This is a genomic window from Rhodococcus sp. NFXS4 (genome assembly GCF_058139645.1).
This window is the reverse complement of sequence record NZ_CP192221.1, coordinates 4,366,237-4,392,390: the sequence shown is the minus strand read 5'-3', so window position 1 is coordinate 4,392,390 and position 26,154 is coordinate 4,366,237. Positions and strand designations below refer to the sequence as shown.

Annotated in this window: 28 protein-coding genes; 14 read left to right on the top strand and 14 right to left on the bottom strand. The window is 67.5% G+C overall.

The features are described 5' to 3' along the window. Window positions 1–29: 29 nt before the first annotated feature. From J4E04_RS20780 to J4E04_RS20765, 4 genes are all read left to right on the top strand, one after another. Window positions 30–1,550, top strand: a complete 1,521-nt coding sequence (locus J4E04_RS20780) for an alpha/beta hydrolase (protein ID WP_490149527.1) — start codon at window positions 30–32, stop codon at window positions 1,548–1,550. A 154-nt stretch (window positions 1,551–1,704) separates the two neighbouring features. Beyond that, a complete protein-coding gene (locus J4E04_RS20775; protein ID WP_490149526.1) occupies window positions 1,705–2,346 on the top strand; it encodes a DUF3159 domain-containing protein in 642 nt (213 codons plus the stop codon). A gap of 55 nt (window positions 2,347–2,401) precedes the next feature. Then, window positions 2,402–4,345, top strand: coding sequence for a S9 family peptidase (locus J4E04_RS20770; protein WP_490149525.1), 1,944 nt, complete (start codon window positions 2,402–2,404; stop codon window positions 4,343–4,345). A gap of 23 nt (window positions 4,346–4,368) precedes the next feature. Next, window positions 4,369–5,868, top strand: coding sequence for an alpha/beta fold hydrolase (locus J4E04_RS20765; protein ID WP_490149524.1), 1,500 nt, complete (start codon window positions 4,369–4,371; stop codon window positions 5,866–5,868). 8 nt (window positions 5,869–5,876) lie between these two features. On the opposite strand, the gene J4E04_RS20760 is transcribed toward J4E04_RS20765, so the two are convergent. The 3 genes from J4E04_RS20760 to J4E04_RS20750 all read right to left on the bottom strand — a co-directional run bounded on the left by J4E04_RS20760 (window position 5,877) and on the right by J4E04_RS20750 (window position 7,699). Continuing rightward, window positions 5,877–6,536, bottom strand: coding sequence for a sigma-70 family RNA polymerase sigma factor (locus J4E04_RS20760; RefSeq protein WP_490149523.1), 660 nt, complete (start codon window positions 6,534–6,536; stop codon window positions 5,877–5,879). Window positions 6,537–6,774: 238 nt separating this feature from the next. Beyond that, the gene (locus tag J4E04_RS20755; RefSeq protein ID WP_490149522.1) at window positions 6,775–7,287 is read right to left on the bottom strand and encodes a MarR family winged helix-turn-helix transcriptional regulator; all 513 of its coding nucleotides are present in this window, start codon (window positions 7,285–7,287) and stop codon (window positions 6,775–6,777) included. A 55-nt stretch (window positions 7,288–7,342) separates the two neighbouring features. After that, the gene (locus tag J4E04_RS20750) at window positions 7,343–7,699 is read right to left on the bottom strand and encodes a nuclear transport factor 2 family protein (RefSeq protein WP_056443437.1); all 357 of its coding nucleotides are present in this window, start codon (window positions 7,697–7,699) and stop codon (window positions 7,343–7,345) included. A 247-nt stretch (window positions 7,700–7,946) separates the two neighbouring features. Between J4E04_RS20750 and J4E04_RS20745 the strand changes: the two genes are divergently transcribed. Next, complete coding sequence (locus J4E04_RS20745; RefSeq protein ID WP_156380590.1) at window positions 7,947–8,111, top strand: hypothetical protein; 165 nt, start codon at window positions 7,947–7,949, stop codon at window positions 8,109–8,111. Between the two features lie 45 nt (window positions 8,112–8,156). Further along, complete coding sequence (locus J4E04_RS20740) at window positions 8,157–8,315, top strand: hypothetical protein (RefSeq protein ID WP_200933861.1); 159 nt, start codon at window positions 8,157–8,159, stop codon at window positions 8,313–8,315. A gap of 9 nt (window positions 8,316–8,324) precedes the next feature. Here the strand turns inward: J4E04_RS20740 and J4E04_RS20735 are convergent, their stop codons facing one another. From J4E04_RS20735 to J4E04_RS20725, 3 genes are all read right to left on the bottom strand, one after another. Then, the gene (locus J4E04_RS20735) at window positions 8,325–8,894 is read right to left on the bottom strand and encodes a maleylpyruvate isomerase family mycothiol-dependent enzyme (RefSeq protein WP_490149521.1); all 570 of its coding nucleotides are present in this window, start codon (window positions 8,892–8,894) and stop codon (window positions 8,325–8,327) included. Between the two features lie 271 nt (window positions 8,895–9,165). Then, a complete protein-coding gene (locus J4E04_RS20730; protein WP_222650631.1) occupies window positions 9,166–9,555 on the bottom strand; it encodes a transcriptional regulator in 390 nt (129 codons plus the stop codon). Next, the gene (locus J4E04_RS20725; RefSeq protein ID WP_490149520.1) at window positions 9,552–10,046 is read right to left on the bottom strand and encodes a hypothetical protein; all 495 of its coding nucleotides are present in this window, start codon (window positions 10,044–10,046) and stop codon (window positions 9,552–9,554) included. The genes J4E04_RS20730 and J4E04_RS20725 overlap by 4 nt, the downstream gene beginning before the upstream one ends. 74 nt (window positions 10,047–10,120) lie before the next feature. On the opposite strand from J4E04_RS20725, the gene J4E04_RS20720 reads away from it, so the two are divergent. Both J4E04_RS20720 and J4E04_RS20715 read left to right on the top strand, forming a co-directional pair. Beyond that, on the top strand, window positions 10,121–10,597 hold the full coding sequence (locus J4E04_RS20720; RefSeq protein WP_490149519.1) for a hypothetical protein: 477 nt from the start codon (window positions 10,121–10,123) through the stop codon (window positions 10,595–10,597). Further along, a complete protein-coding gene (locus J4E04_RS20715) occupies window positions 10,594–11,259 on the top strand; it encodes a hypothetical protein (RefSeq protein WP_490149518.1) in 666 nt (221 codons plus the stop codon). The genes J4E04_RS20720 and J4E04_RS20715 overlap by 4 nt, the downstream gene beginning before the upstream one ends. A gap of 6 nt (window positions 11,260–11,265) precedes the next feature. Here the strand turns inward: J4E04_RS20715 and J4E04_RS20710 are convergent, their stop codons facing one another. Next, window positions 11,266–11,691, bottom strand: coding sequence for an SRPBCC family protein (locus J4E04_RS20710; RefSeq protein ID WP_037186314.1), 426 nt, complete (start codon window positions 11,689–11,691; stop codon window positions 11,266–11,268). Window positions 11,692–11,786: 95 nt separating this feature from the next. On the opposite strand from J4E04_RS20710, the gene J4E04_RS20705 reads away from it, so the two are divergent. After that, window positions 11,787–13,025, top strand: a complete 1,239-nt coding sequence (locus J4E04_RS20705) for an AGE family epimerase/isomerase (protein WP_490149517.1) — start codon at window positions 11,787–11,789, stop codon at window positions 13,023–13,025. Window positions 13,026–13,155: 130 nt separating this feature from the next. Here J4E04_RS20705 and J4E04_RS20700 read toward each other — a convergent pair whose 3' ends face one another. Together J4E04_RS20700 and J4E04_RS20695 are read right to left on the bottom strand one after the other, a co-directional pair. Beyond that, window positions 13,156–13,842 carry a phosphonatase-like hydrolase gene (locus J4E04_RS20700; RefSeq protein WP_490149516.1) on the bottom strand — a complete coding sequence of 229 codons (687 nt, stop codon included), beginning with the start codon at window positions 13,840–13,842 and terminating at the stop codon, window positions 13,156–13,158. After that, entirely contained in the window at window positions 13,839–14,597 is a 759-nt protein-coding gene (locus J4E04_RS20695; protein WP_490149515.1) for a GntR family transcriptional regulator, read from the bottom strand. The genes J4E04_RS20700 and J4E04_RS20695 overlap by 4 nt, the downstream gene beginning before the upstream one ends. 185 nt (window positions 14,598–14,782) lie before the next feature. On the opposite strand from J4E04_RS20695, the gene J4E04_RS20690 reads away from it, so the two are divergent. The 5 genes from J4E04_RS20690 to J4E04_RS20670 are packed head-to-tail and all read left to right on the top strand — an operon-like array spanning window position 14,783 to window position 19,522. Then, window positions 14,783–15,916, top strand: a complete 1,134-nt coding sequence (locus J4E04_RS20690) for a TIGR03364 family FAD-dependent oxidoreductase (RefSeq protein ID WP_490149514.1) — start codon at window positions 14,783–14,785, stop codon at window positions 15,914–15,916. A 48-nt stretch (window positions 15,917–15,964) separates the two neighbouring features. Continuing rightward, window positions 15,965–16,879 carry a phosphate/phosphite/phosphonate ABC transporter substrate-binding protein gene (locus tag J4E04_RS20685; protein ID WP_490149513.1) on the top strand — a complete coding sequence of 305 codons (915 nt, stop codon included), beginning with the start codon at window positions 15,965–15,967 and terminating at the stop codon, window positions 16,877–16,879. Continuing rightward, window positions 16,876–17,676 (top strand): phosphonate ABC transporter ATP-binding protein, encoded by an 801-nt coding sequence (locus tag J4E04_RS20680; protein WP_490149512.1) that lies wholly within the window; start codon window positions 16,876–16,878, stop codon window positions 17,674–17,676. Before J4E04_RS20685 ends, J4E04_RS20680 begins: the two co-directional genes overlap by 4 nt. Then, entirely contained in the window at window positions 17,673–18,494 is an 822-nt protein-coding gene (phnE, locus tag J4E04_RS20675; protein ID WP_490149511.1) for a phosphonate ABC transporter, permease protein PhnE, read from the top strand. Before J4E04_RS20680 ends, phnE begins: the two co-directional genes overlap by 4 nt. Then, window positions 18,491–19,522 carry a zinc-binding dehydrogenase gene (locus tag J4E04_RS20670; RefSeq protein WP_490149510.1) on the top strand — a complete coding sequence of 344 codons (1,032 nt, stop codon included), beginning with the start codon at window positions 18,491–18,493 and terminating at the stop codon, window positions 19,520–19,522. The genes phnE and J4E04_RS20670 overlap by 4 nt, the downstream gene beginning before the upstream one ends. On the opposite strand, the gene J4E04_RS20665 is transcribed toward J4E04_RS20670, so the two are convergent. From J4E04_RS20665 to J4E04_RS20645, 5 genes are read right to left on the bottom strand one after another with little or no spacing between them, the layout of a single operon-like run. Beyond that, on the bottom strand, window positions 19,499–20,140 hold the full coding sequence (locus tag J4E04_RS20665; RefSeq protein ID WP_490149509.1) for an isochorismatase family protein: 642 nt from the start codon (window positions 20,138–20,140) through the stop codon (window positions 19,499–19,501). The two genes, J4E04_RS20670 and J4E04_RS20665, sit on opposite strands and share 24 nt — an antisense overlap. Next, window positions 20,137–22,026, bottom strand: a complete 1,890-nt coding sequence (locus J4E04_RS20660) for a hydantoinase B/oxoprolinase family protein (protein WP_222650640.1) — start codon at window positions 22,024–22,026, stop codon at window positions 20,137–20,139. The genes J4E04_RS20665 and J4E04_RS20660 overlap by 4 nt, the downstream gene beginning before the upstream one ends. A 35-nt stretch (window positions 22,027–22,061) precedes the next feature. Further along, entirely contained in the window at window positions 22,062–24,116 is a 2,055-nt protein-coding gene (locus J4E04_RS20655) for a hydantoinase/oxoprolinase family protein (RefSeq protein ID WP_490149508.1), read from the bottom strand. 38 nt (window positions 24,117–24,154) lie between these two features. Then, complete coding sequence (locus J4E04_RS20650) at window positions 24,155–25,360, bottom strand: CaiB/BaiF CoA transferase family protein (RefSeq protein WP_056443476.1); 1,206 nt, start codon at window positions 25,358–25,360, stop codon at window positions 24,155–24,157. Continuing rightward, window positions 25,357–26,022, bottom strand: a complete 666-nt coding sequence (locus J4E04_RS20645; RefSeq protein ID WP_490149507.1) for a GntR family transcriptional regulator — start codon at window positions 26,020–26,022, stop codon at window positions 25,357–25,359. Before J4E04_RS20645 ends, J4E04_RS20650 begins: the two co-directional genes overlap by 4 nt. Window positions 26,023–26,154: the final 132 nt, after the last annotated feature.

Sequence of the window (26,154 nt, the reverse complement as noted above, 5' to 3'; positions counted from 1 at the left end):
GGCCACCCCTGCTACCGAATGGACATCCCGTGAACCGATACGACACGCGTACTGCTGCGGTGGCCGCGATCAGCCTCGTTCTCGTCGGCTGCTCGACGACCTCCACCGCGTCTCAGCCCGATACTGCAGTGCAGCAACCCTATTTCATGCCCGACCTCGAGTGGGCCTCATGTCCCGACGACGTCGGTGACCCAGCGGAGGAACCGTCGCGCCTGCAGTGCGCGTCGGTGCCCGTGCCGATCGACTACGACGACCCCGACGCTGGACAGATCGACGTCATGATCTCTCGGCTGCCCTCCCAGAAGCCGGAGGAACGGCGAGGGGTGCTGTTGCTCAACCCGGGCGGCCCCGGTGGTACGGGGCTCGACCAACCGACGTTCCTGGTGAATCGGGGCATGCCGCAGTCCGTGCTGGACAGTTACGACCTCATCGGCATGGACACCCGTGGGGTGGGCCATTCCAGTCCCATCAGCTGCGGCTTCACCGACGACCTGCACTACTACGGCGCAGTCCCGCCGTACGCGTACGACCAGGCTGCCTTCGACGAGCAGGTTCGTACTGCGAGAGAAGTCGCGCGCCGGTGCGCCGCCGAGGACGACGGCCTGCTGCGCCACGTGAGCACCGCGAACATGGCGCGGGACCTCGACCGCGTCCGAGCTGCTCTCGGCGAGGACACCGCGAGCTTCCTCGGCTACTCCTACGGCTCGGCGCTGGGCGCGGCCTATGCGTCGATGTTCCCCGAGAGCACCGACCGAATCGTGTTGGACAGCAACATCGGTGACACCCATCTCGATCGAGCCGGGATGCGGCGCTATTCCCGAGGAATGGAAGACACCTTCCCGGATCTCGCCCGGTGGATGGCCGAGCGTCACGACCGATACGGTCTCGGTGCGACCGAGGACGAGGTGCGGGCGACGTACTTCGACATCGCCTCCAGGCTCGATGCCACGCCCGTGAACGGGGTCGACGGTCGCTCGTTCCGGCTCGCCACCTTCGTCACGCTGTACAACCCGGCGACGTACGAGACTGCGGCCGATGCGTGGGTCTCGTACCGGGACGGCCTCGCGGCGGGTCAGGGTGGGGACCTTCCGCAGGGGGCTCCGGTGCCGTCGGCCGGCGACAACTCGTGGTCCGTCTTCCTGGCGGTCACCTGCAACGACGTCGAGTGGCCGCACGACGTGACCACCTACGAGAATGCCGTCGCCACCGACAGGGTCGACTACCCGCTGTTCGGCGCAGCGGCGGCGAACATCATGCCGTGCGCGTTCTGGGCCCATGCCCCGACCGAGCCCCCGGTCTCCATCGACTCCGACGGACCGACGAACATCCTCATCGCGCAGCATCGACGTGATCCGGTCACGCCCTTGCGCGGCGGTGAACTGCTCGACGAGCGCTTCGGAGATCGTTCCCGGCTGCTCACCGTCGACGGCAGTGGGCACGGTGTCTTCGCACTCGGAACCAACCCCTGCGCGCAGGAGGTGGTCACCGACTATCTCGTCGACGGCACCATGCCGGAGAAGGACGCCCAGTGTCCTCGGGCGACGCAGTGAGCACCGGCTGACGCCGTGACATCTGTCATGACCGGTCGATGACAGTGTCACCGTATCCGGTGCACGCAGGCACTGGCAGCGGTCGGTCAGCTCGACGAGTCTGGTTGTCGATGAACGCATTCGACCGGATCGACCGAGGCGCAAGGAGGGCGACATGACGAACCCGCCACACGACAGCACGCAGGACGCACCGACCACCGATGCCTGCGCGAGGGTGGTGGACAGTCTGGGTGGCACCAGCGGAATGATCCGCACCGCGATACCGGTGATCGTGTTCGTCGTCGCGAACGCCGTCTGGACGCTGCCGGTCGCGATCGGCGCCGCGGTGCTCGTCGCACTGGGACTGACCGTCCATCGCGTCCGAGGTGGTGAGTCGATCGCCGGGGCGAGCGGCGGTCTCGTCGGCGTTCTCGCCGCCGGCGCCGTCGCGGCGATGAGTGGCAGTGCGAGCGGCTACTTCCTTCTCGGCATCTGGACCAGCCTGGTGGCCGGCGTCGTGGTACTCGCATCGGTGTTGATCCGCAGACCGGTGACCGGCCTGCTGTGGAACGCGCTGCACGGCAACCGATATGCATGGCGACGGAACTCCTCGGTGCGCCGCGCCCACGACGTCGCCACTCTCACCTTCGCGGTGCTCTTCGGTGCCCGGTACCTCGTGCAGGACTGGCTGTACGACACCGACGCCACCGGCTGGCTCGCCGTCGCGAGAATCGCGATGGGTGCGCCGTTGTTCGCGGTCGCCGTGGTGGTCACCGTCTGGGCGTTCCGGCGTTCGACCACGCACTTCGTCGGTTGAGAGACACCACTGACAGACAGCTCGACACCCGCCCCACCAGAGGAAAGGACCTCCCATGACCACTGCACCCGATCTGATCGCGATCGACGACCTCTTCGGCCCGCCCGCCGCGGTCGGTGCCCGAATCTCTCCGGAAGGCAACAGAATCGCCTTCCTCGCACCGTGGAGGAACAGGCTCAACGTCTGGGTGCAGGACATCGCCCCGGATCTCTCCGCCGTGGGTGATGCACGATGCGTGAGCGCTGACGAGACCCGCAGCGTCATGAACTTCCAGTGGACCGACGACCCCCGGTGGCTGCTGTACCTGCAGGACAGCGGAGGCGACGAGAACCACCACGTGTTCCGTGTCGATCTCGACGATCCCCGCAGTCCCGCCGTCGATCTCACGCCGTTCCCCGGCGCTCGTGCAATCGAACTCCTGCCCGTGCACGGGAGTGCAGGCAGCTACACGGTGATGCTCAACGCGCGGAACCCTGCCGAGTTCGACCTCCACAGGATCGACGTCGCGACGGGTGAGATCACCGTGATCGGACGCAGCGCCGGGACGGACCGGTTGCTGATGCTCGCGGAGGACGACACGCTCGTCGAGCAGGAGATGACCGACGACGGCCACCTGCTCCTGTCCCGGGTCACCCCGTCGGGAACACGGAATCCGATCGCGTCGATCGACGCGACGGACTACCCGATCGGGATCACCCCGACTCAGATGACCCCGGACGGTACAGGCTTGTGGATGGGCTCGACCCGCGGCCGCGACCTGACGCACCTCGTGCGCCTCGACCTCGACACCGGCGAGGAGACCGTCGTCGACTCGCACCCGACGTTGGAACTCGACGCAGCCCGCCGCGCTGTCGAACAGACATCGTCGCCCTTGATCTGCGACGCCGAGACCGGCGGCCTGCTCGGGGTGCGATACCTGGGCGAGCGCCAGGAGATACGGGTCCTCGACGAGCGCTTCGGAGAGATCCTGCGCGCACTCGAACTGCTCTCGGACGGCGATGTCGGCGAACTGTCCTCGGACCGGAGCGGACTGCGCTGGACCGTCAGTTTCGTGCACGATCGGGATCCCGCCGTCACCTATCTCTACGACCACACCACGGGTGTTAGCCGCCAGTTGTTCCGTCCGTATCCGCATCTCGAGCCGACCGCGATGGCGCCGATGGAACCGGTGACCATCGAGGCGCGCGACGGGCGTGCGCTGCCGTCCTTCCTGACGTTGCCTCTCGGCGTCGACCCGACCGCGCTGCCGCTGGTGCTGTTCGTGCACGGCGGCCCCTGGTATCGCGACTCGTGGGGCTTCGATTCCGTAGTGCAGATGCTCGCCAACCGCGGGTATGCCGTGCTGCAGGTCAACTTCCGCGGTTCCACCGGCTACGGGAAGGCTCACACCAACGCCGCGGTGGGGGAATTCGCGGGCGCGATGCACGACGACCTGGTCGACGCGGTGGAGTGGGCCGTACAGCAGGGGTACGCCGATCGTGAGCGCGTCGCGATCATGGGCGGCTCGTACGGCGGGTACGCCGCGTTGGTCGGCGCGACCTTCACCCCCGACGTGTTCACCGCGGCGGTCGATCTGGTCGGCATCTCGGACCTCGCCAACTTCATGAGGACACAACCGTCCTTTCTCCGGGCCAGCCTGGTCAACAACTGGTACCGGTTCGTCGGCGACCCGAGTGACCCGGAGCAGGAAGCGGACATGCTCGCGCGGTCCCCGATCAGCCGTCTCGACGCGTCCACGGCGCCCCTGCTCATCGCGCAGGGAGCCAACGACCCTCGTGTCACCAGAGCCGAGTCCGACAACGTCGTCGCCACCCTCCGCTCGTGTGGGGTCCACGTCGACTACCTCGTCTTCGACGACGAAGGACACGGGTTCGTCAACCCCGAGAACACCATCGCGTTCTACCGCGAGGTCGAGCGGTTCCTCGCCCAGCACCTTGGTGGGCGCGAACATTCCGCGAGTCCCTCCTCCGTCCACGCACCGAGCGGGTCGCTGTCGTGAGCCGCAGAACGGCAGGAGTCACCGTGGCAGTCACTGCGCTGGTGCTCGCCGGGTGTGCGCAACCGCGGACCGAGCCGGATCTGAGCAGTGTTCACGACCAGGACGTGGCCTTCGAATCGTGCGACGGGTACGCGGTGACATCGGCCGATGCCACTGCGTTCGCCGCCGACCCGACCTTCGAGTGCGCTCACGTGACCGTGCCGTTGGACTACGACGATCCCGACGGTCGGACGGCGCAGATCGCCCTGCTGAAGGCACCCGCGCGGGGTGAGCGAATCGGGTCACTGCTGCTCAATCCGGGTGGGCCCGGTGGGCCGGGAATGAGCATGGCCGCCGCGGGTGCGACGACCTTGGCGGACAGTCGCGTGACCGAACACTTCGACCTGATCGGCTTCGATCCTCGCGGGGTCGGTGTGTCGACACCGGCGATCGACTGTTTCACCGATGCCGAGAACGACGCCGGCGAGGCGTACACCACGGTGCTGACCGGCTCGAGAACGCTGACGGAGGACGACTCGCGTCGCCTGGTCGAACGCTGCGCCGAGCGCTCGGGCGGCGACGACGTCCTCTCGGCGGTCGGAACTCGAGATGCCGCGCGGGACATGGACATTCTGCGAGAGGTGCTCGGCGACGAGAAACTGAGCTACCTCGGTCAGAGTTACGGAACGAGACTGGGAGCGGTGTACGCCGAGATGTTCCCTCAGAACGTGCGCGCCATGGTCCTGGACGGCGCCATCGACCCCGCTCAGAGCACGGCCGACCGCAGAGTCGACCAGTTCACCGGCTTCCAGCGCTCGTTCGACGAGATGGCCGCGTCCTGTGCGGCGTCTCCGGACTGTCCGCTGGGCCCCGATCCGAGCAGGGCGGTCGAGAGGTTCCAGGACATCGTCAGGCCTCTCGTCGAGAATCCCATCGTCACCGAGAGCGGTCGGCGCCTCGACTTCGACGCTGCATACGGAGCGGTGGTCGCGGGACTCTACGACTCGACGGTGTGGCCTGTCATCATCCGAGGGATAGCCGAGGTCACTGCGGGACAGGGAGACACGTTGCTGAAGATCCTCGACGTGTTCGGCGGCCGCGACGAGGACGGCACCCACCCCAACTTCAGCGAAGCGCTCTACGCCGTCAATTGCATGGACGAGGACCGCAACACACCGGAGGAGGAAGTCGAGCTCAAACGGAGGATTCAGGAGATCGCGCCGTTCACGGACGCGGGACTCGGTCCGGAGGGGGCTCGTGATCCGTGCGAGTTCTGGCCGGCCGAGCCGACACTCGTAATTCCCTACGCACAGGATGTCGAGGGCGTTCCCGACACTCTGACGATCTCGATCACCGGTGATCCGTCCACGCCCTACGAAGGAGGTGTGAACCTCGCGGACACTCTGGGCGGAACGCTGCTCCCCGTGGACGGCGAGCAGCACACCGTCGCGATCTCCGGTGCGAATGCCTGCGTGAACGACATCGTGGCCGACTATCTCGTGGAGCTGGCCACACCCGAGGCAGGGACTCGCTGCACCCTCTGAGCGCTCGCTCAGGCGGTGCACGCGAGGTGAAGTCGCAAGCGCAGCACGGCGTCTCGCACGCGGGTCTTGACGGTGGCATGCGGTACGCCGAGCCGCTCGGCTGCTTCGCGGCACGACAGGCCCTGGAAGTAGACCAGGTCGACAGCGGTTCTCTGCAGACTGGTCAGTTCGATCAGCGCCTTCGTCAGCAGATCGTTGTCGGCGTTCGTCCACACCGCTTCCCAGACGCCGTCGTGAGCGCGGTCGAAATGCGATGCGGTGTACGCCGTGTCCCGCCTCGCCGACGCCGTGTCGGAGCGCGAACGGTCGATCGCTCGTCGGCGCGCGAGAGTCGCCAACCAGGCGTGAGGTGTCCCTCGGTCGGAGTCGAACGTTCCGGCCGAGGTCCACACCTGGAAGTACGTCTCCTGAGCCGTGTCCTCGGCGCGCGCACGGTCTCCGAGAACTCGCAACGCCGCTGCGAACACCACGGGTCGAGTGACCAGCATCAGTTCGACCATCGCGCGGTCGTCCCCGGAGGCGATCAGGCCGAGCAGGACACCGCATCGGTCGCGAAGGTCTCGGTCCAGCGCAGCGGCCTTCGCCTCGGTCGCTGCACGATCGGACCGATCGACATCGAGAAATGGTGGGCGCGCTCGTCGCGGAGATGCGTACTCCGCCGTGGTCATGGGCTGATTCTGCATCATGCGGGCCCCGACGCTCGCATGAACGGACACCGCGTATCTCGCGTCGTGCGCCGTGCGGTCCGTTTCCTGAGCAGCAGGCGACCAGGAGTTCGTGAATCGCGCCAGTCTCGGTGTCAGGAAGTGTTCGAGGGTCGGTAACCCGTGAGAAGCGCCGTGAGATCGGATGTGTCGTTGCTCTCCCGGGTTCCCGACCGACTCCGACTGATCGGCGTCGGGTGACTCACGGACGGTCGACAGGCCGGGGCAGTGTCCCGTGTCGGATCAACTGGTCGTAGATGCCCTCGAACATCGTCGACATCTCCTGCACCTGAGGGGGAGTGAGGGCATCGAAGAAGACGGACCGCACGAAGTCGATGTGTCGCGGCGAGGCATCGGCGAGGGTGTCGTCACCTCTGTCGGACAGTGCAACTCGGGTCACTCGACGGTCGTCGGGGTCGGTCGCCAGGGTCACGAGTCCCCGTGCGCTCAGGCTGCGGAGCTGATGCGAGACCCTGCTGCGCTCGGAGCCGATGCGGGTGGCGAGGTCGGACACCGAGAGCGTGCGCTCGGGATCGCTGACCAGCGCCACCAGTACGTCGTAGTCGGCCAGGGAGATGCCGTGATCGCCGCGCAGCTGGTGATCCATCTCGTAGCGCAGCCGCAGGTGCACCTTCATGTAGGCGTACCAGGCCCGTGTCTCCTCCTCGCCGAGAAAGGCGTAAGGAGACGCGGATGCCACGTCGTACTCGGTCATCGTCCTGTTGTACCCGGCCGACGACGGACGGCCCGCATCGAGGCGGCCACCGACCTCAGGTGAGGATGACGGTGTAGACCTGTGCCAGGAGGCCGTCGCGAACGATGCCGACATCGGCTCCGCGGACGACGGGATCGGAGCCCTCGGGTCCGAGTGCCCACGCCAGGTAGCCGGCGTCCTGCATGAGGTGAACGCTGCCGTCCGCGGTGAACACGAATCCCGGTGCGTCGTCGAGGATCGCCTGCACCTTGGCATCGAGTGCGTCGTGGCCCTGCACCCGAGCCTCGGCATCGGAGAAGACGACGTCCTCCGTGTACGTCCGCGCGATGGCGGCCCGCCTCGCCGCGGGGTCCCGTTCGCCGAAGACCTGCAGGAGGTTGGCGTGCATCAGCTGCTCGATCGACTCTGCCATCGCTGGGCTCCAGTTCCATATGGGTGAAGGTTCACACAAATTAGGCGCGGCCGGTCTCCACGTCAACCGCGTCGCGAGAGGGTGGCGCCACAATGGAACGGGTGAATGGACCGTCCGTGGGGGATCTGCCATTCATGCCCGAGTCGACCTCCGGTGATGGATCCTGATCGTGGAGATCGAGAGTGTGGTGTGACCTGCCGGGTCACCCTCGCGGTCAGAGCTGAGTCGGGCGATGAACTATGCGGAAATGTCCACCGATCTGTTGCAGGAACGGTACGAGCGGCTGGTGACGGACCGCCGTTCCGCCATTGCCCGCGACGCGCCACCGGACGACGTCGTGTCGGTCTCCAACGAGTGCACCCGGGTGCGCCGCGAGTTGGACCGTCGAGCCGGTCGATCTGTCGCGGGGTGAGATCGTCCGACGTGTGACGGACGGATCTGCGGGTACGCCGCACTCATGACCGATCCACACGACGAACCCACACTCGACGACGTCCTGGTTCCCACGGAGGACGCGCACCCGGACCGCCGGGCTCACGCCAAGACACCGAGCCATCTCGACGACGACGAGCTCGAGCAGAGAACGCAGCACGAGCGAGACGAAGTGCAGGACTGACGGGGCGCCTCAGCGCCCGAGGAAATGCGGATCGCGCCCGATGAATCCGAGAAGCATCGTCTGATCGTCGGCGTCGTCGGGTACTGCGACAGCCGGCCCGTACTGGCCGGACGACCGCATGAGCTCCTCGATCGGCCGCATGCCGTCGACCAGTTCGGCGCAGTAGTCGGCGTCGAGTGACAGGTCCTGCCCGCCGGCCGCGGCGAGATCCCACGAGTGCATGAAGACGTCGCCTACGTAGAACCGGCCGACCGCCGCGGGAAGTGGCATCTCGCCGATCATCGGATGGTGGAACGGGGTCGCGGCGTCCGGCCCGTCCAGCACTCTCTGCACGGCGTCGCTGTGGACACGCCAGGCATCGACCGGGTCCTCGAGTGGTGAGCGCCCACGATCGAGTTTCAGCCCGGTGGCCGTCGTCAGAAACGCCGGAAACCATTCGACGAGGTGCGCCACCACATCACGTACGGTCCAGCCGTCCACGGGCGCCGGGGCATCCCAGGCCGACGTGGACTCGACGAGCGTGGTGAAGGTCGCGGCGACGGCGCGGTGACGGTCGGCGGTCTCGCGCGGCAGTGTCATGCGCGCACTGTGCACCGTCGTCGCCCTCACGTCAATCGTGCGCGAGCGAGCCCGAGCCGAGCAGGGTGCCCGTGTCGGCGGGCGCTCGGATCGTTGCGTCACCGGTCTCCCCGCGCACAGGATGCGACCCGAATTCTGTCTGTGCCGCTGCGCTGTTCGACGGTGACGGGTCATTGATATCGAGCCCCGGTGAACTCGAACGGCGGGTGAGTCGACGTCGGCATGAACAACGTGGATACGACGTGGATCAGGCGACGGCGCCGTGCGGTCGTCAGCCGAATTCGGGTGTCGGTCCGAAGTGGGGAAGTCTCGTCGACAGTGGTTGCCGAGCCGTCGACTGTTCCGGGCGACCGTGCGCGATGAGTCCGAGTTCTGCGATGTGAGAGTCGAAAGCATCGCGACCGACCCGGGTCAGCTCGACCCACGTCACCAGTCGCGAGTCGCCGCGGGAGAGTGACGTCGTCTTCTTCGTCGACACGTAGCCCTCGTCCGACAGAGCTCGGAGATGTTTGGACAGAGACGCATCGCTGATCTCGAGGGTGTCGCGGATGATGGCGAAATCGATCTCGTCGACTCGGCGTAGAAGCCCGCAGATGCGCAGCCGGACCGGTGCGTGGATGACGGCATCGAATCGTGGTTCGGGGCCTCGATCCTCGGTCACGACCGTGGTCCGGAGTGCGCCCGGCCGGACGGGCGTCGGACGTCGTCTGCGTGCAGATGGCGGCGATACTCGCGGTCGAACAGGCGGCCGCCGAACAGCACGAGCACGAAACACAGCGCCTGTGGCACGAGGACCCACCACGCGGACAGAGATGCCACCAGACCGTAGGAGACGCCCAACGATCCGAGCACGGTCACCAGCAGCCCACCGAGAACAGACCACCCGACGGCATCCACGCCTGACGGGCGTACCCCCGTCAGGCGGGGATAGAGCACCGTCGTCACGATCGCGGCCGCGACCAGAACGGACGTCGACACCGAACGCACGTGGCCGTCGGGCAGCGACGGTGTACCGACGTACAGGGCGGTCAGTGCCGCGAAGGTCGGATAGAACCATGTCGGCGCCACGAGACGGTCGGCGAGAACGACTCGGTCGGCATGGATCTCACTCAGCAGGGCGCGAGCATCATCTGGTGACTGATGGCTTTCCATGACGGAAACACTAACACTTTCCGTGCTGGAAAGTGTTACGTTCGACGGGCCGTGCAGTCCACTCGAGGAGGGTCATGAAAAAGCATCCGATCAGCACTCGCGCACTCGTCGTCACCGGCGCCCTGACGGCAGTCGTCACGGCGGGTGGCACCGTGAACGCCGGTGCGCAACCGATGTACTTCTCACCGGAGCAGCGCATCCACACCCTCGCCGAGGTTCCCCAGTGCCTCGCCGGAACGGTCGATGTCAGAGTGACCAGCGGCTACACCCCTGACGAGATTCACGCTGACTTCACGACCCATCTGTACAGCCCCGCGTGGGTGGGGCTGGCCGACTACGAGTGCTACGTGACCATGTACGCGGACTGGCACAATCACGACACCGGCGCTCGCGGTACCGCCGAACACCGAGTGGCGAGCTGGCGTTTCCAGGGCCCCAACGTGACCAACCCCTATCTCGACATCGACACGGGTGCAGGACCGGTCACTGTCACGTTCAGGACGAACACCCCGCACACGCCGAGCCCCACTTTCGAGGTGCCGGCCCGATGACGGCGATGCGGACGTTCGTCGTTCCGATCGCTGCACTGTGTGCGTCGGCTCTGATGGGGTGTTCCGGCGGGGATTCCGCGACGGATGCGGGGACCACGGTGGCCACGTCGACGGTGGAGCCGACCACCACGACACCGGCGGTGGAGACTGCGACGCCTCCTCCACCCGGTGCGGAGGTGTCGGGAGAGTCCACTGCCACCCCGCCGCGGCGAACCCCGGAGGAGGTGTCCGACCTGTTTCCCTGGAATCAGCCGCGTCCGAGCCCCGAGTCGGGAACGGTCGACCCGGCCCTGTTCCAGACCGCCCCTGGCCTGACGAACTTCACGACGCCCAGCGGAAACGTGCAGTGCGGGATCTGGGCCGGTGGCTCACCCGCGGGCCAGGTCGGATGCCAAGCGGTGACGAGTGTGCAGCCGGTCGACGGCCCGATGTGCACAAATGCGCCGAACGACAAGTACGCGGTCCGTGTCGACGATGCCGGCTCACACCATCTGTGCACCACGCAGGGCATCTACACGAGCCCGGCACCTCGAGTGCTCGAGTACGGCGAGGTTCTCTCGACGTCCGGAGTGGTGTGCTCGTCCGACGTCGACTTCGGCGTGACCTGCTGGGGCACCGCCGGTGCATTCATGTTCGCTCGCGACTGGAACGAGACCTTCTGACCCTCGTCAGGGAACGAGGTTGCCGATCTTGGCGGAGATGGTCGAGGTGAGAACCTTCGCGACCACGAGAGCCAAGCCGGGAACGGGCGCGTCGAACCCGATGGTGTAGTCGAGAGCGGTGCCGCCGTCGGTCGTCGGGGTCAGGCGCTGGGTGCCCCAGTGTCCGCGCAGCGGTGAGCCCTTGGTGATCTTGTACTCGATGAGGGTGTTCGGTTCGGAGACGATCGTCGTCTCGTGGAAGGCGGGCAGCGGGCCGAGCTTCAGTGCGCGGGTGGAGCCGACACCGTTGCGCGAGCTGTCTCCGTCACGAACACGCGTGATCTTCGCTCCGAACAGGGGGCCGAGGTTCTCGTGCTCCGACAGGGCTGCGAACACGACATCCGGTGCGGACGTGAACGTGTGGGTGACGTGGACGCGCGTGGGTGCTGCCATCAGAGGGACTCCTGTTCGATGCGGGACCCGATCATGTCAGCACCGGTGCCGCTGTTCCGAGCCGGGAGGCGCCGACGGTCTCGTAGGGTGACGCGGTGTCCTCGAACGAGATGCCTGCGGGTCCCTCCTGGCCGACGCTTCCGTCCCACAGGTCGTGGCTCGACGGCGAATCCGCCCGGTTGCTCGACTTCGGCCGCACTCTCGATCACCCGTCGGGAGGCGCGGCGTGGCTCGACGACACGGGCGAGCCGGATCTGACGCGGCCGGTGTTCACCTGGATCACCGCGCGCATGGTGCACGTGCAGTACCACGGTGCGCTGCTCGGGCATCCGGGCTCTCGCCGCAGAGCCGACCGACTGTTCGACGGACTCCTGACGGTGCTGCGCGACGACCGACACGACGGCTGGGTCGAGTCGACCGACGACGCGACCAAATCGGCCTACACGCACGCCTTCGTCGTTCTCGCGGCGTCGACGGCCACCGCGGCGGGTCACCCTCGCGGACCTGCACTGCTCGCCGAGGCACTCGCCGTCGTCGATGCCCGGTTCTGGGACGACCGCAGTGGCATGTGCGTGGACACCTGGAACGCCGACTGGTCGGAACTGGACGACTATCGCGGGATCAACGCGAACATGCACATGGTGGAGGCGATGCTCGCGGCAGTGGACGCCGGCGCCCCCACGGTGTGGCGCGAGCGGGCCGCTCGCATCTGCGACAGCGTCATCGAGTGGTCCGAGGCCAACGACTGGCGCATCCCCGAACACTTCACCACCGAGTGGGAACCGCTGCTGGAGTACAACTCCGACAGTCCGGCCGATCAGTTCAAGCCCTACGGTGCGACGGTCGGTCACGGTTTCGAGTGGTCGCGCCTGATGCTGCAGGTCTCCCTCGTGGCCACCAGCGCGCGCGGCCACGACCACGTGGACGTCGCTCGATCGCTGTATCGGCGCGCCGCTGCCGACGGATGGCAGGAAGGGTCGACGCCCGGCTTCGTCTACACGACCGACTGGACGGGCCGGCCCGTCGTGACCCAGCGATTGCACTGGGTGCTGTGCGAGGCGATCGCCGCCGCCGCGACCCTGCTGCGGTGGACCGGAGAAGGGCAGTACGAGAACGACTATCGCGCGTGGTGGGATCACGCAGCCGACTGCTACGTCGACCGAGCGCGCGGATCGTGGCACCACGAACTCGACGAGCACAACGCCGTGGCGACGAGTGTGTGGGGCGGGAAGCCCGACGTCTACCACGCAGCCCAGGCGGTGTGGATCAGTCGGTATCCCACGGGATCGAGCCTTGCGGCGGTGCTGAGCGGCGGTATGCCCGGTCCACGGTGACCCGATGCCCGTGCGCGTCGTCGCACGGTTCCCCTACTCGCTCACGCTCGGCGACAGTCGGATCGGAGCGACCGCGATCGATGCCGTGGTGGCAACGACAAGTGCCGTGGATGTGATTTGCCGCAGCGGCCTAGAGCAGGTCCACTGCGCCGACCACGCTGGGCAGCACGTGCGTCGCAGCGGACAGAGCGGCGGCGTCGAACGACCCACTCAGCACTCCGACGACGAACCCGGCGCCCGCATGGTGGCCTGCCAGAACGTCGTTCGGGGTGTCACCGGCGACGAGCACCCGGCGCACGTCGACCACGCCGGTCGCCTCCATGCACCGGAAGATCAGATAGGGAGCGGGGCGACTCGCCGGCACCGTGTCGGAGGTGATCACGGCGTCGACCGTGTCTCGGGGGTCGGTACCGACGGTCCACCCCAGCCCGTCCAGGATCGCCTTCGTGATCCCTGCCGAATAACCGGTCTGCAGCCCTACTTTCACTCCGCGCTCGCGCAACTGCCGTAGGGCGTCGGGCACACCCGGGACGGGCGACGGGGGAGTCTCCCGGTAGGCCTCGGTCAGTCGTGTCGTGAAGTCGTCGAACACGACGTCCACGTGCCGGTCGTCGGTCGACGCTCCGAGGCCGTCGAGCAGACCGACGATGGCCTCGCGCTTTCCGGTTCCCTTCCATCGGGACAGAAGCTCGTTGGACACGGAACTGTTCGTCGCGTCGGACACGGCCGCGGCGAGCACGGTGTACACCAGCCCGCCCTCGTCCACGGTGGTGCCGGCCATGTCGAGGCAGGCGAGGTCGAACGAGCGGGCTGTCATGAGCTCTCCTTGACGATGCGTAGGTCGTGAGCCGCGCCGTGCACGGCGGACTGCGTGTTGTCGATGGTGAAGGCGACGCGGTCCGGCCGATACCGGTCGTCCGCGTACTCGAGGGGGGTGCCCGAGCTGTCCGTCGCCCGGCGCCGCTCGCGGAGAAGTGGTGCTCCGGGATCGGTGTCGAGATGGGCGGCGTCGACGTCGGTGGCGGACACGGCGTCGATGGTGTGTCGGCCGCCGTGCAGGTCCACCCCCTCGCCGATCAGGTAGGCGTAGATGGACCCGGAATCGGGATCGAAGTCGAACAGTCTGCGGCCGACCGATTCCACGAAACTGGATCGCTCGAGAAGAGCGGGTGCCCCGTCGAGGGTTCGCAGGCGCAGGACGTCGATGACCACGGTGCCGGCATCGAGACCGAGCGCGGCCGCGGCGACGGGTCCGGCGGCCCGGCGTGCCACCTCGAGGGTGCGCTGGCCGGGAACCCTGCCGATGGAGTCGGCCCAGGCGGTGAAGGACATGAACGTCTCGAACGGTTGCGCGACGGCGGTCGCGCACACGACGGGAGGACGACCGCGACCGCCGGCGATGAGCCCCTCGTGGCGGAGTGCGGCGAGGGCGGCGCGGACCGTGCCCCGCGACGCGTCGAACAGCGCGCACAGGCGCGCCTCGGACGGGAGCGGCGCACCGACGGGCAACGTTCCGTCGGTGATCTGACCGCGCAGCGCATCGGCGACACGGCCGTGCAGAGGTAGAGACATCGTGCGCACCCTCCGGTGGATCGGGGTATGGGCGACCTGACTGGACAACTGGTCGTACCGATGACGACTATGCCGCATCGCCCACGACTACGGACCCATGAACTGGATGAACGGTCGGTAAACATGTATGTACAAGTTGCGGGAACTCCTTGACCGAGCCGGGCTCGGGGAGCAACGTCGTCGCCGTGACCGAGACCCGAGAACCATCGACACCTCCACCGTCCCGTGCCGACATCGTCATCGTCGGAGCCGGCATCGTCGGATTGGCGCACGCTGCGGAAGCGGTGCTCCGGGGACTGTCGGTCGTGGTCGTCGAACGAGACGATCGCGCGGTGGGGGCGTCGATCCAGAACTTCGGACACATCTGCACGACGGCACAGGCAGGGGACGCGCTGACCTACGCTCTCGCTGCGCGCGAGAGGTGGCTGACGCTGGGAAGCAAGGCCGGGTTCGGAGTCCGCGAGTGCGGAACGCTCGTGGTGGCTCGCGGGGCGGACGAACTCGCGGTGCTCGAGGAGTTCGTTGCCGAACGCGGGACCGAGCAGGTCGACATGGGTGTCTGCGCCGGGCCCTTCGACCGCCCCGGCGTCACCGGTGCCGCGCGGTTCACTCACGATCTTCGAGTCGATCCTCGTGAAGCGATTCCCGCCCTCGCCTCCTGGCTCGCCGCGGAGGGAGTGCAGTTCCGCTGGGCGACGCACGTCACGGCGATCGAGTCGAGCGGTGCCGGCGCGACCATACACACTCCACACGGCGAGATCGTTTGCGACGCAGTGGTTCACGCCGTCGGACACGACGTGGATCGACTGTTCCCTAACATCGCGGTGGGCATCGGAATGGAGCGCTGCCGTCTTCAGATGCTGGAGGTGTCCGCACCCGGCGGTGTCGTGATCGAGCCGGCAGTGCTGACCGGCCTGTCCATGCTGAGATACGCCGGACTGTCGGCGATGCCGTCCGCCGCACTCGTTCGGCGACGGATCGCCGAGGACTCGCCCGAACTTCTCGACGTGGTCATGAATCTCATGCTCACCCAACGTCCGGACGGCGCCGTCGTCCTCGGCGACACCCACCACCATGCCCGGACACACAGCCCGTTCGACGACGAGTTGGACGCCGAGCTTCTTCTCCGTGAGGGCGCGCGCCTGTTCGGCGCTCCCCTCACCGTCCTGCGGCGGTGGCGGGGTGTCTACGCCAGTAGTCCGGACACCGACTTCCTCACCGCTGCACCGTTGCCCGCCGTACGCGTGGTGTCCGTGACCTCGGGCATCGGCATGACCACGGCATTCGGCCTGGCGCCGACCGTTCTCGACTCCTTCTGACCCCGTCCCGCTCGTACCCACGCTTCCCCCAGACCAGGAGACCTTCCCATGCGCGTGTCCCGTTCGACCGCCGCCGTCATCACGGCCGCGGTCACCACTCTCGCTCTCGGCGCCTGCGGTTCGGGTGGTGACGCGGTGGATGCGTCACCGACCTGCCCCGGTGGCACCATCCGCTTCGGCGTGGAGCCTTTCGAGGATCCGGCGAAACTCACCCCGGCCTTCCAGGTGGTCGGAGAAGCCCTGTCGGAGAAGCTGAACTGCCCGGTCGAGGTGACCGTGGTGGACAACTACTCGGCGGAGGTGCTCGCGATGCGCAACGGGCAGCTCGAGCTGGGAGTCTTCGGTCCGCTCGGGTACGTCTTCGCCAGCCAGGAGGCGGATGCGCGGCCGCTGGCGTCGTTCGGAACCGCCGACGGGGTGTTGTCGACCTACACGGCCGGCGTCTGGGTTCCGAAGGACTCCGACATCCAGTCGATCGAGGATCTGCGTGGCCGCAGTCTCGCGTTGTCCGAGCCGGGGTCGACCTCGGGTGATGCGCTTCCGCGGATGGCGCTGCGCGACACTGGCATGCAGGATTCCGACGTCTCGATCACCTACGCGGGTGGTCATCCGGAGGCCCTCCTCGCCCTGGCGAACGGCAAGGTCGACGCAGCGGAGATCAACTCCCAGCAGTTGGCGACGTCCACGGGCGAGGGCCAGTTCGACACCTCGCAATTCCGGCAGGTCTGGGCATCCGATCCGATTCCGAACGACCCCATCACGGTCGCCGGCGGCACGAGTGAGGAATTCCAGAAGGCGGTCGCGGACGCGTTGCTCGATCTGCCCGCCGATGCGGTCGCCGAGGCCGGAGCACTCCTCGACGTCGAACCCGCAGGACAACTCCTCCCGGTCGACAAGAGCACGTATCAGCCGCTGTTCGATCTCGCAACGACGCTGGGTCTGACGTCCGAGGACGCGGGATGAGCGCGCCCACCTCGACATCGGCGCCGGCGGTGACAGTGCCGCCTGCCGCCGCGGGTTCCGGCGGCGCTGCCGCACTGACGGTGCGCGGCGTCAGATCCTCGTTCGGTGACCGGACCGTGTTGCACGGCATCGATCTCGACGTGCACTCGGGCGAGGTCGTGGGCATCCTGGGTTCCAACGGATCCGGGAAGTCCACACTGCTGCGGTGCATCGTCGGTCTCACCGAGATGGACGCGGGAACGGTCACCATCGTGGGAGACGCGACCGCGTCGATGGTGTTCCAGCAGATCCACCTGGTCGGGCGGCGATCAGTGCTCGACAACGTCTGCGCCGGCGCGTTGGGGCGGTTGTCGCTGCGACGATCGTGGTCGACGTTCGCCTTCGGTCGTGAGCTCCGGGAGGAGGCGATGGGCTGTCTCGATCGAGTGGGTCTCGCCGACCGTGCCCACGACAGGGCCGATCGACTGTCCGGCGGCCAGCAGCAACGTGTGGCCATCGCTCGCGCGCTGTGCCAGCGCGCTCCTGTGCTGCTGGCGGATGAGCCTGTGTCCGCGTTGGATCCGGCGTCGGCGATGCAGGTCATGGAACTCCTGCGCTCTCTCGCGTCCGACGGCATCGCTGTCGCGGCCGTCCTGCATCAACCGGATCTCGCCCGCCGCCACTGTCATCGCATCGTCGGAATGGACCAGGGTCGCGTCGGATTCTCCTGCGCCGCCTACGACCTCGACGACGACACGGTCGCGGCACTGTACGGGTCCGGCGCCATCGCACTCGACGAGAAGGACTCGGATCGATGACCACCCTCACTGTCCGGCGTCTGGCCGTCCCGCCGCGTCCCCGCCGCCGACTGGTGGTGCTCGCCACCGCTGCCGTCGTCGTCGGACTGATCTTGCTCCACGCCTGGGCCGTCGAGGAGACCGATGTCTCGGTGTCCGCACTCCTCGGTGGGTGGGAAGGGATAGTCCGCTTCCTCGAATCAGCTGTGCCGCCGGACTTCACGTGGTCGACGGTGGTGCGCCCCGGAATCGAGGCATGCCTGGTGACCCTGGCGATCGGACTCGTCGGGACGACGTTCTCGATTCCGTTCTCGGTCGCACTGGCGGTGCTCGGTGCGCGCACCACCAACCGCAACGCTGTCGTCTACCAGGCCTCGCGGGGAGTGATGTCGTTCCTGCGGGCCGTGCCGGACATCGTGTTCGCTCTGATCTTCGTCACCGCCGTCGGTCTCGGTCCGTTCGCGGGCGTACTCGCGATCATTCTGCACAACACGGGAGTGATGGCGAAGCTGTGGTCCGAGGCGATGGAGGAGATGGACGAGGGCCCGATCGACGCGCTGCGGGTCTCCGGCGCATCGAGCAGCCAGGTGGCGGTGCACGTGGTGCTCCCCACCGTCGTTCCCCAGTTCGTGGGACTTCTGCTGTACCGCTTGGACGTCAACGTCCGTTCGTCGCTCGTGCTCGGACTGGTCGGTGCCGGCGGTATCGGCTTCCTGATCAATCAGTCCATCTCACTGTTCCGCTTCGACGAGATGATGACGTACATCCTCATGGTCCTGGTCCTCGTCGTGGCCGTCGATCTGCTGAGCGGCGCCGTGCGCAAGCGGTTGGGCGCGTGACTCCGATCGCCGCGGTCTGGTCGGGTGACGGATTCTCCATACGCGAACTGCCCCGGCCGGAACTGGATCCCGGGGACGTTCTGGTCGAGGTGGAGATGTCGACCGTGTGCGGAAGCGACCGCCACACCGTCGCTGGGAATCGCCGAACGCCGGTGCCCACGGTGCTGGGCCACGAGTCGGTCGGGCGCGTGATCGAGGTGCGCGGCGATGCCGGCGTCGCCGTCGGGGACCGCATCGTCTGGACGGTGGGGACCGCATGCGGCGCGTGCCGGCCCTGTGCGGGCGGAGTGCCGCAGAAGTGTCGGAACGGACGTAAGTACGGACACGAGCGCATGACCGAGACATGGATGTTGAACGGCGGCTTCGCGTCCCACGTTCATCTGGTGTCCGGAACCGGCACCGTGGTGGTACCCGAGCGCCTTCCCGCCGCACTCGCCGCACCGGCGGGCTGTGCGACCGCGACCGTCGTCAATGCGGCCCGTCGGGTCGGTCTGGGGGAGGGTGACCGTGTCGTCGTGCTCGGGTGCGGGATGCTCGGCCTGACGGCGATCGCCTACGCCCGCGACCGGGGTGCCGCGTCGATCGTCGCGTGCGATCCCGATGCGGACCGACGAGCGGCAGCACGCGAGCTCGGCGCGGACGTCGGATGCGCCCCGGAACATCTGGCGGACGCCGCGGCGACGAACGGGGCCGACGCCGTGTTCGAGATGTCCGGGGCACCGTCGTCGGTGCGTGCCGCACTGGACGTCGTCTCGATGGCCGGGCGAGTCTCGCTGGTCGGGTCGGTGTTCCCGACGTCTCCCGTGTCCGTCGATCCCGAACGCCTGGTGCGCGAACTGATCACCGTGGTGGGAAGCCACAACTACCGACGAGACGACCTCGTGGAAGCGGTCGCCTTCCTGGCACGAACACCCGCCGCCACGCTGCTCGCGGACCTCGTGGGTCCGTGTCTCCCACTGGCCGACGTCGGTCGCGCGTTCCAGGACTCCGGGCCGTCGTCCTCGTTACGCACCGCTCTCGTCGTCTGACCGTCCCCAGTGCCCCACCGCCTCGTCGAGGGTGAGAACGTCCGCGTACTTCGCACGCAGGTCGAGCAGGTTCGACTCGTGCATCCCCGCCTCCCGATCACCACATGCGTCCGCGACCACGAGTGGCCGGAATCCGTGTTGCAGAGCGTCGGTGGCGCTGGCGCGGATGCAGCCACTGGTGGTCAGGCCGCAGATGTAGAGGGTGTCGATACCGCGTGCGGTGAGGGTCGCGGCGAGCGACGTGCCGAAGAAGGCACTCGCGTACTGCTTCGTCACGACGGTCTCGCCCGCGGCGGGCCGCGGGGCCGACGGGAAGTCGCCGAGCTCCGAGCCCTCCTCGAACACGCTCAGCGCCGGGATCTTCCGCATGAACAGCCCACCGTCGGCGCCGCCGGCCTGATAGCTCACGCGAGTGAAGACGACCGGTACCCCGGCGTCGCGGGCTGCCGCGACGAGAGTCGCGGCAGCGGCGACGGCGTCCTCCACGGGAGCGCGCAGGGGCGACCCGTCGACGAGGTACGCCTGCACGACGTCGACCACCAGTACCGCCGCGCTGCGCCCCGGTCCGAGATCGCCGGCGAAACCCGACTCGCGATACGACCCGAGCGTGTCCGTCACGCGCGCACCGCCTTCCGCACGTTGACGGGCGGACGTGGCGCCGGCAGACCGGTCTCCTCCTCGCACCGTTCGAGGATGACCTCGAGGGTCGGACCCTTGTCGAACACCTCGATCTCGCCCCGCTCGGCTGCCATGCTCTCGCGTCGGCCCGCGGATGCGTCGGCATCGATGACACCGTCCGCGTCGCAGACGACGCCGTAGCCGGTCAGAGCGCCGTCGGCGCTGACGAGGCCGCGACGCACCTCGAGCGCCACCAGCTCGGGATCGCGCGTCAGCGGGTCGCCCCAGCCGCCGCCACCCCACGTCACGAAGTGCAGCACATCGCCCCGCGACACCTCGACGTCGTGAATCTTGCTGGGGAGGATCTCCGTCTCACCCGACGCGCGGATCAGCCACTTGCGTCCGCGTGCACCGGGTTTGCCGCCGTTCACACCCCACGGATAGGTGAGCCAGCGATCATCGTGGATCGCGATGGTGCCCGGCTCCTCGAAGTAGTAGGCCACGTCCACGCCGTTGCCGCCGCGATGCAGACCGGCGCCGCCCGTGTCGGTGACCGTCTCCCACCGCTCGATGCGCAGCGGGTAGTACGACTCCAGGTACTCGCAGGGGATGTTGACGAACGACGGCCACAGCGAATGTCCGTCCGGACCGTCACCCATCGGTCGGCCGGGGATGCCACCGAAACCGATGGAGTACAGCTGGAACCACTCACCGTCCCGCGGTCCGCCGTCGTAGTGGCCCGAGTACATGAAGTGGGGTGACGACGAGAACCCGGCGGCGTTGAGGATGTCGGGATTGTTCTTGCCCAGGAGCCCACCGAAGAGGTCGAACACCCGCCCGATGCCGTGGTTGCGGCCGTTGAGCGCCGCGGGATAGCGCGGTTTCCAGAACGAGTCCTCGGGAATGGTGACGTCGATCAGCGGATAGAAGCCGTCGTTCCAGAGGATCTGCGGATCCGCCACGGTGATGACGTAGATCCCGAAGAACATCCGGACGAGGTTCTCGTTGATGAAGTAGTTGATCGGGCCGACCGCCTGCGGCGCCGCCTTGCTGAAGTCGAGGTGGATCTTCTCGCCGTGCCGGGTCAGTGTGATCGCGAGTTCGTAAGGTCCGTAACCACATCCGTCGTCGCAGATGAAGTCGTTGAACTCGATGGTCTCACCGTCGACGAAGAGCATCGCGAGCAGCACCTTCATCGCCTGGTAGTTGCGGTCCAGCAGTGCGTCGAGGGCGGACAGGTAGACGTCGACACCGAATCTGTCGCACAACTCGACGATGCGCCGGGACGCCGTCGAACACGCGGCGACGAGCCCGTTGAGATCGGCTCTGTTCCAGTCGGGCTTGCGGACCTGGTTGAGGATGATGTCGAGCGCGGTCTCGTTGAGCTGCCCCTCGCTGTACAGCTTGAAGGGCGGGATGATGACGCCCTCCTCGAAGATGGTGTGCGCGTCGGTGGGCATCGACGACGGGGTCTTTCCGCCGACGTCGGACATGTGGCCGAACATCGACGACCATCCGACGACGCGGCCGCTGTGGAAGATCGGCAGCACGATGAGCCAGTCGTTGGCGTGGCTGATGGCGGCACCGCACGCGTACGGATCGGAGGTGAGGAGGATGTCGCCCTCACCGACGGTCCCGTTGAAATTGTCGAGGAAGTCGGGCACGGACAGACCGAACTGCCCGACGACCATCTTCCCGCTCGGATCGGCGATGAGCGGGAACTCGTCGTGCTGCTCGCGGATACCGGGTGAGAGTGCGGTACGGAAGAGCACCTCGTCCATCTCGTATCGGGCGTTGCGGAGCGCGTTCTCGATGATGTCGAGCGTGATCGGGTCCACGGGAACCGTGGTGAAGGGCGTGGTCGAGGTCTCGATGATCGTGGCCATCAGGTCTCCTGAGATGAGTTCCGGGCGAGAGGGGATCAGCGGGGAGCGATGAGAAGGCTGGCGCTGGAATGGACCGTCGCGGCGTGACCGGAGAGGACCAACGTGGTCGAGTCCATCTCGGTGATCACGGCGGGTCCCTCGACGACGTTGCCTGCCAGCAACTTCGCCCGGTCGTAGATGCCGGCCTTCGCGTACTCGCCGTCCATCCACACGTCGTTCGTGGACACCAGTGCGGCCGACGGATCCGCACCGCCCTCCTCGAGCGGCTGGAAGGCCACGTCCGGTCGCGGCCCGCTGACCGTGACGCGCAGGTTGATGACCTCGCGTTCGTTCTTCAACAGGAACGAGAAGAGACGCTCGTGCTCGGTGTCGAATGCCGTTCCCAGAGTGGACAGCAGATCGCCGGACTCGAGTGCGCTCGCGTCGAGATCCACGGGGATCTCGAAGCCCTGGCCCTGGTACCGGAGATCCACCTGGTACTTCGCCGTCTGCTGATCCGCGGGCACGCCCTCGGCCGACAGTCGTGCGGCCGCGGACGTCGCGAGTTCCGCCAGGGCGGTGCGCAGCTCGGCGTCGTCGGTGTCGGAGAACGCACGGATCATCGTGCGAGCGCTCTCGTCGCGGACGCAGGTGGTGGCGTCTCCGTAGGCGCAGAGGACGCCGGGCGACGGCGGGACGATGACAGGCCACGCGCCGGTGAGACGCCCGAGTGCGTTGGCGTGCAGCGGACCTGCGCCACCGAACGACACCAGTGCGAAGTCGCGGGGGTCGTAGCCCTGCTGCACGCTCACCAGTCGGAGTGCGCCGAACATGTTCTCGTTGACGATGTCGACGATGCCCGACGCCGCTTCCTCGGGACTGCCGAGCCCGATGGCGTCGGCGATGGTCGCCACTGCCGTCCTGCTCGCGTCGACGTCGAGGCTCACCTCACCGCCCGCGAGGGCGGCAGGCAGGTACCCCAGCACGACGTTGGCGTCGGTCACCGTCGGCTCCCTGCCGCCGTTGCCGTAGGCCGCGGGCCCGGGGTCGGCTCCCGCGGACTGCGGACCCACCCGCAGCGCCTTCGTGAGCTCGGGGACATGGGCGATCGACCCGCCGCCGGCGCCGACCGTCCGGACGTCCACACTGGTGGCGCGCACAGCGAGGTCGCCGACCTTTGTCTCACGACCGATCCGCGGCTCACCGCCGAGGACCAGTGCGACGTCCGTCGACGTGCCGCCCATGTCGAAGGTCAGGAAGTCGGAGTAGCCGGCCTGCTCGGCGAACCACACCGCGCCGGTGACGCCTCCCGCCGGGCCCGACAGCAGCAGGGACACCGGTGACTCGGCCGCCTTGGCCGACTGCACCAGGCCACCGTCACTGCGCAGGATCGACAGCGGCGCCGTGATGCCCTTCTCCTGCAGCGACCGGTCGAGGTTCCGCACGTAGCGGGAGACCTCCGGCTGCACGTAGCTGTTGGCCACCGTCGTCAGAGTGCGCTCGTATTCGCGCATCTCGGGAAGCACCTGGCTCGAGATGGAGACCGGAATGCCGGGCAGTTCGCTCTCCGCCCAGGCCGCGACCTGCTTCTCGTGCGCGTCGTTCGCATACGAGTTGATCAACGAGATGGTCAGCGCCTCGATGCCCGCACCGGCCAGTCGACGCAGTTGCGCGCGGGCCTGCTCCTCGTCGAGAGGAGTGATCTCCGACCCGTCGGCAGCCAGTCGCCCGACCACCTCGACGGTGTTCTCGAGCGCCGCGAGCGGTTCCGGCTTGGGCCAGATGATCCACCCCGCGAGCCCGCCCGGGACGAAGGAGCGCGCGATCTGCAGCACCTGGCGAAACCCGTCCGTGGTGACGAGCCCGACGCGCGCACCACGTCCCTGCAGGATGGCGTTGGTCGCGACCGTGGTGCCGTGCAGAACCTGCCCGATCTCCGACGGCTCGATCTCGGCCTCCGCGCAGACCTTCGCGATGCCGTTGAGCACACCGATCGACTGGTCCGCAGGGGTGGACGGTGTCTTGGCTCTGAAGGTGGTGCCGGTCGTCTCCTCGAGAAGCAAGACGTCGGTGAAGGTGCCGCCGACGTCGACGCCGAGTCGATAACGCATGGTGTTCTCCCGTGCTGTGAGGGTGAGAGGAGCGAAGGTCAGATGATGCCGCGCTCCGCGAGCGCCGCCCGGTCGGATTCCGTGACTCCGAGGAGTCGTCCGTAGATGTCGGAGTTGTGTTCTCCCAGTTCGGGTCCGGCGTGCCGGACCGAGCCGGGACTGTCGCTGAGCTTCGGTGCGACGTTCGCCATGGGGATCTCGCCGAAGTCCGGGTGCGCCAGACGCACGATGGCCTCGCGCGCGGCGAAGTGCGGATCGTCGAACATGTCCCGCGCCGTGTAGATGCGACCGGCGGGAACGCCCGCCTCGTGCAGGAGGTCGAGCACGGTGTCGGTGTCGAGGGCGGACGTCCAGGCCCCGACGATGTCGTCGAGCTCGGTCATGTTCTTCCCGCGCGCCTCGTGGTCGCGGTAGCGGGCGTCCTCGATCAGGTCGGTCCGGTCCATCGCGGTGACCAATCGGCCGAACACCGAATCCTGGTTGGCCGCGACGAGGATCATCTCGCCGCCCAGGGTGGGATAGACGTTGCTGGGCGCGATGTTCGGCAGCACGGAGCCGGTCCGCTCACGCTGGTACCCGCCGATCTCCCACTCGGGCAGCAGGGATTCCATCATGGCGAGCACCGCTTCGTAGATGGCCGAGTCGACGAGTTGCCCCCGTCCGGTGTTCTCCCGGTGATGCAGCGCGGTGAGGACGCCGATCGTGGCGAACACGGCTGCGAGTGAATCACCGAGGGAGATGCCGGTACGAGACGGCGGCATCTCGGGATTGCCGGTGACGTAGCGGATTCCGCCCATGGCCTCGCCGATGGACCCGAAGCCCGCCCGCGGTGCGTAGGGGCCGTTCTGGCCGTACCCGGTGACCCTGGCCATGATGAGGCGCGGATTGATCTCCCGGAGTGCGTCGAACCCGAGGCCCCAACGCTCCATCGTGCCGGGGCGGAAGTTCTCCACCACGATGTCGGCGTCCGCGATGATCCGGCGGGCGAGGTCCTGACCCTCGGCGCTGCGCAGGTTGCAGGTCACGGACTTCTTGCCGCGCGCGACGACGGGCCACCACAGGGACTTGCCGTGCGGCTTCTCCCGACCCCACTGGCGCATCGGATCGCCGGTGCCGGGCGGCTCGAGTTTGATCACCTCGGCGCCGAAGTCGGCCAGCAACTGTCCGCAGAAGGGGCCGGCGAGAAGCTGACCCATCTCCACGACACGCAGATCGGACAGTGGGCCGGTGGGGGCCTCGCTCATGAGGACTCCTTCGTCTCGTCGGTCGTGAGGGCTTGGAGCAGAACATGTTTGGCGGCGCGGACGTGGGCGCGCATCACCGAGTCCGCCCACGTCTCGTCGCCGGCGCGCAGAGCCGCGACCAGGTCGCGATGGTGGGCGTGACTGCGTGCGAGATCGACGGGGGCATAGCGATGGAAGGTGCGCATCACCAACGGCAGCTGGATCACCGCTCCGAGCATCGAGATGAGGCGGGTGCTGGCCGCGGCAGTGCGCACGATGGCGTGGAACTCCTTGTTGAGTTGCGCCATCAGGTCCAGGCGTTGATCTGCTCCCTCCCCGGCCGCGGTTTCCATGAGGTCGCACAGCTCGGCGAGTCGGTCGATGTCCTTCTCGCCGATACGTGAGGCCGCCCGTGCCGCGGCCATGGCCTCGAGCGTCATCCTCAGGTCGTAGATCTCCTCGAGGTCGTCCGCCGTCCACTGGTACACCCGAGCCCCGCGATGCGGCAGAACCTCGACGAGTCCCTCCATCTCGAGCTGTCGCAGCGCCTCACGCACCGGTGTCCGGCTGGTCTCGGTGAGTTCGGCGATCTCGACCTCTCCGAGACGTGCACCGGGCGCATACGTCCCGGACACGATGCTGTCGCGGATGTGCGCGTAGACGCGGTCGACGGCTCTCGCCATGGATGCGACTCCCTGTGGTCGGTGGTGAATTGTTCACAATGTAGGCCCATGACGATGGCGTGTCCCGGTAATCGTCGTTAAATTCTCGTTTCCGATCCGCTATTGCATACAACAGCGTGTCGGCGCAGGATG

Coding starts and splice junctions, on each gene's coding strand:
- J4E04_RS20775 (WP_490149526.1), top strand. CDS start 1,705: ATGACGAACCCGCCACACGACAGCACGCAGGACGCACCGACCACCGAT.
- J4E04_RS20770 (WP_490149525.1), top strand. CDS start 2,402: ATGACCACTGCACCCGATCTGATCGCGATCGACGACCTCTTCGGCCCG.
- J4E04_RS20760 (WP_490149523.1), bottom strand. CDS start 6,536: ATGACCACGGCGGAGTACGCATCTCCGCGACGAGCGCGCCCACCATTT.
- J4E04_RS20755 (WP_490149522.1), bottom strand. CDS start 7,287: ATGACCGAGTACGACGTGGCATCCGCGTCTCCTTACGCCTTTCTCGGC.
- J4E04_RS20750 (WP_056443437.1), bottom strand. CDS start 7,699: ATGGCAGAGTCGATCGAGCAGCTGATGCACGCCAACCTCCTGCAGGTC.
- J4E04_RS20745 (WP_156380590.1), top strand. CDS start 7,947: ATGTCCACCGATCTGTTGCAGGAACGGTACGAGCGGCTGGTGACGGAC.
- J4E04_RS20740 (WP_200933861.1), top strand. CDS start 8,157: ATGACCGATCCACACGACGAACCCACACTCGACGACGTCCTGGTTCCC.
- J4E04_RS20735 (WP_490149521.1), bottom strand. CDS start 8,894: ATGACACTGCCGCGCGAGACCGCCGACCGTCACCGCGCCGTCGCCGCG.
- J4E04_RS20725 (WP_490149520.1), bottom strand. CDS start 10,046: ATGGAAAGCCATCAGTCACCAGATGATGCTCGCGCCCTGCTGAGTGAG.
- J4E04_RS20720 (WP_490149519.1), top strand. CDS start 10,121: ATGAAAAAGCATCCGATCAGCACTCGCGCACTCGTCGTCACCGGCGCC.
- J4E04_RS20715 (WP_490149518.1), top strand. CDS start 10,594: ATGACGGCGATGCGGACGTTCGTCGTTCCGATCGCTGCACTGTGTGCG.
- J4E04_RS20710 (WP_037186314.1), bottom strand. CDS start 11,691: ATGGCAGCACCCACGCGCGTCCACGTCACCCACACGTTCACGTCCGCA.
- J4E04_RS20700 (WP_490149516.1), bottom strand. CDS start 13,842: ATGACAGCCCGCTCGTTCGACCTCGCCTGCCTCGACATGGCCGGCACC.
- J4E04_RS20695 (WP_490149515.1), bottom strand. CDS start 14,597: ATGTCTCTACCTCTGCACGGCCGTGTCGCCGATGCGCTGCGCGGTCAG.
- J4E04_RS20685 (WP_490149513.1), top strand. CDS start 15,965: ATGCGCGTGTCCCGTTCGACCGCCGCCGTCATCACGGCCGCGGTCACC.
- J4E04_RS20680 (WP_490149512.1), top strand. CDS start 16,876: ATGAGCGCGCCCACCTCGACATCGGCGCCGGCGGTGACAGTGCCGCCT.
- phnE (WP_490149511.1), top strand. CDS start 17,673: ATGACCACCCTCACTGTCCGGCGTCTGGCCGTCCCGCCGCGTCCCCGC.
- J4E04_RS20660 (WP_222650640.1), bottom strand. CDS start 22,026: ATGGCCACGATCATCGAGACCTCGACCACGCCCTTCACCACGGTTCCC.
- J4E04_RS20655 (WP_490149508.1), bottom strand. CDS start 24,116: ATGCGTTATCGACTCGGCGTCGACGTCGGCGGCACCTTCACCGACGTC.
- J4E04_RS20650 (WP_056443476.1), bottom strand. CDS start 25,360: ATGAGCGAGGCCCCCACCGGCCCACTGTCCGATCTGCGTGTCGTGGAG.
- J4E04_RS20645 (WP_490149507.1), bottom strand. CDS start 26,022: ATGGCGAGAGCCGTCGACCGCGTCTACGCGCACATCCGCGACAGCATC.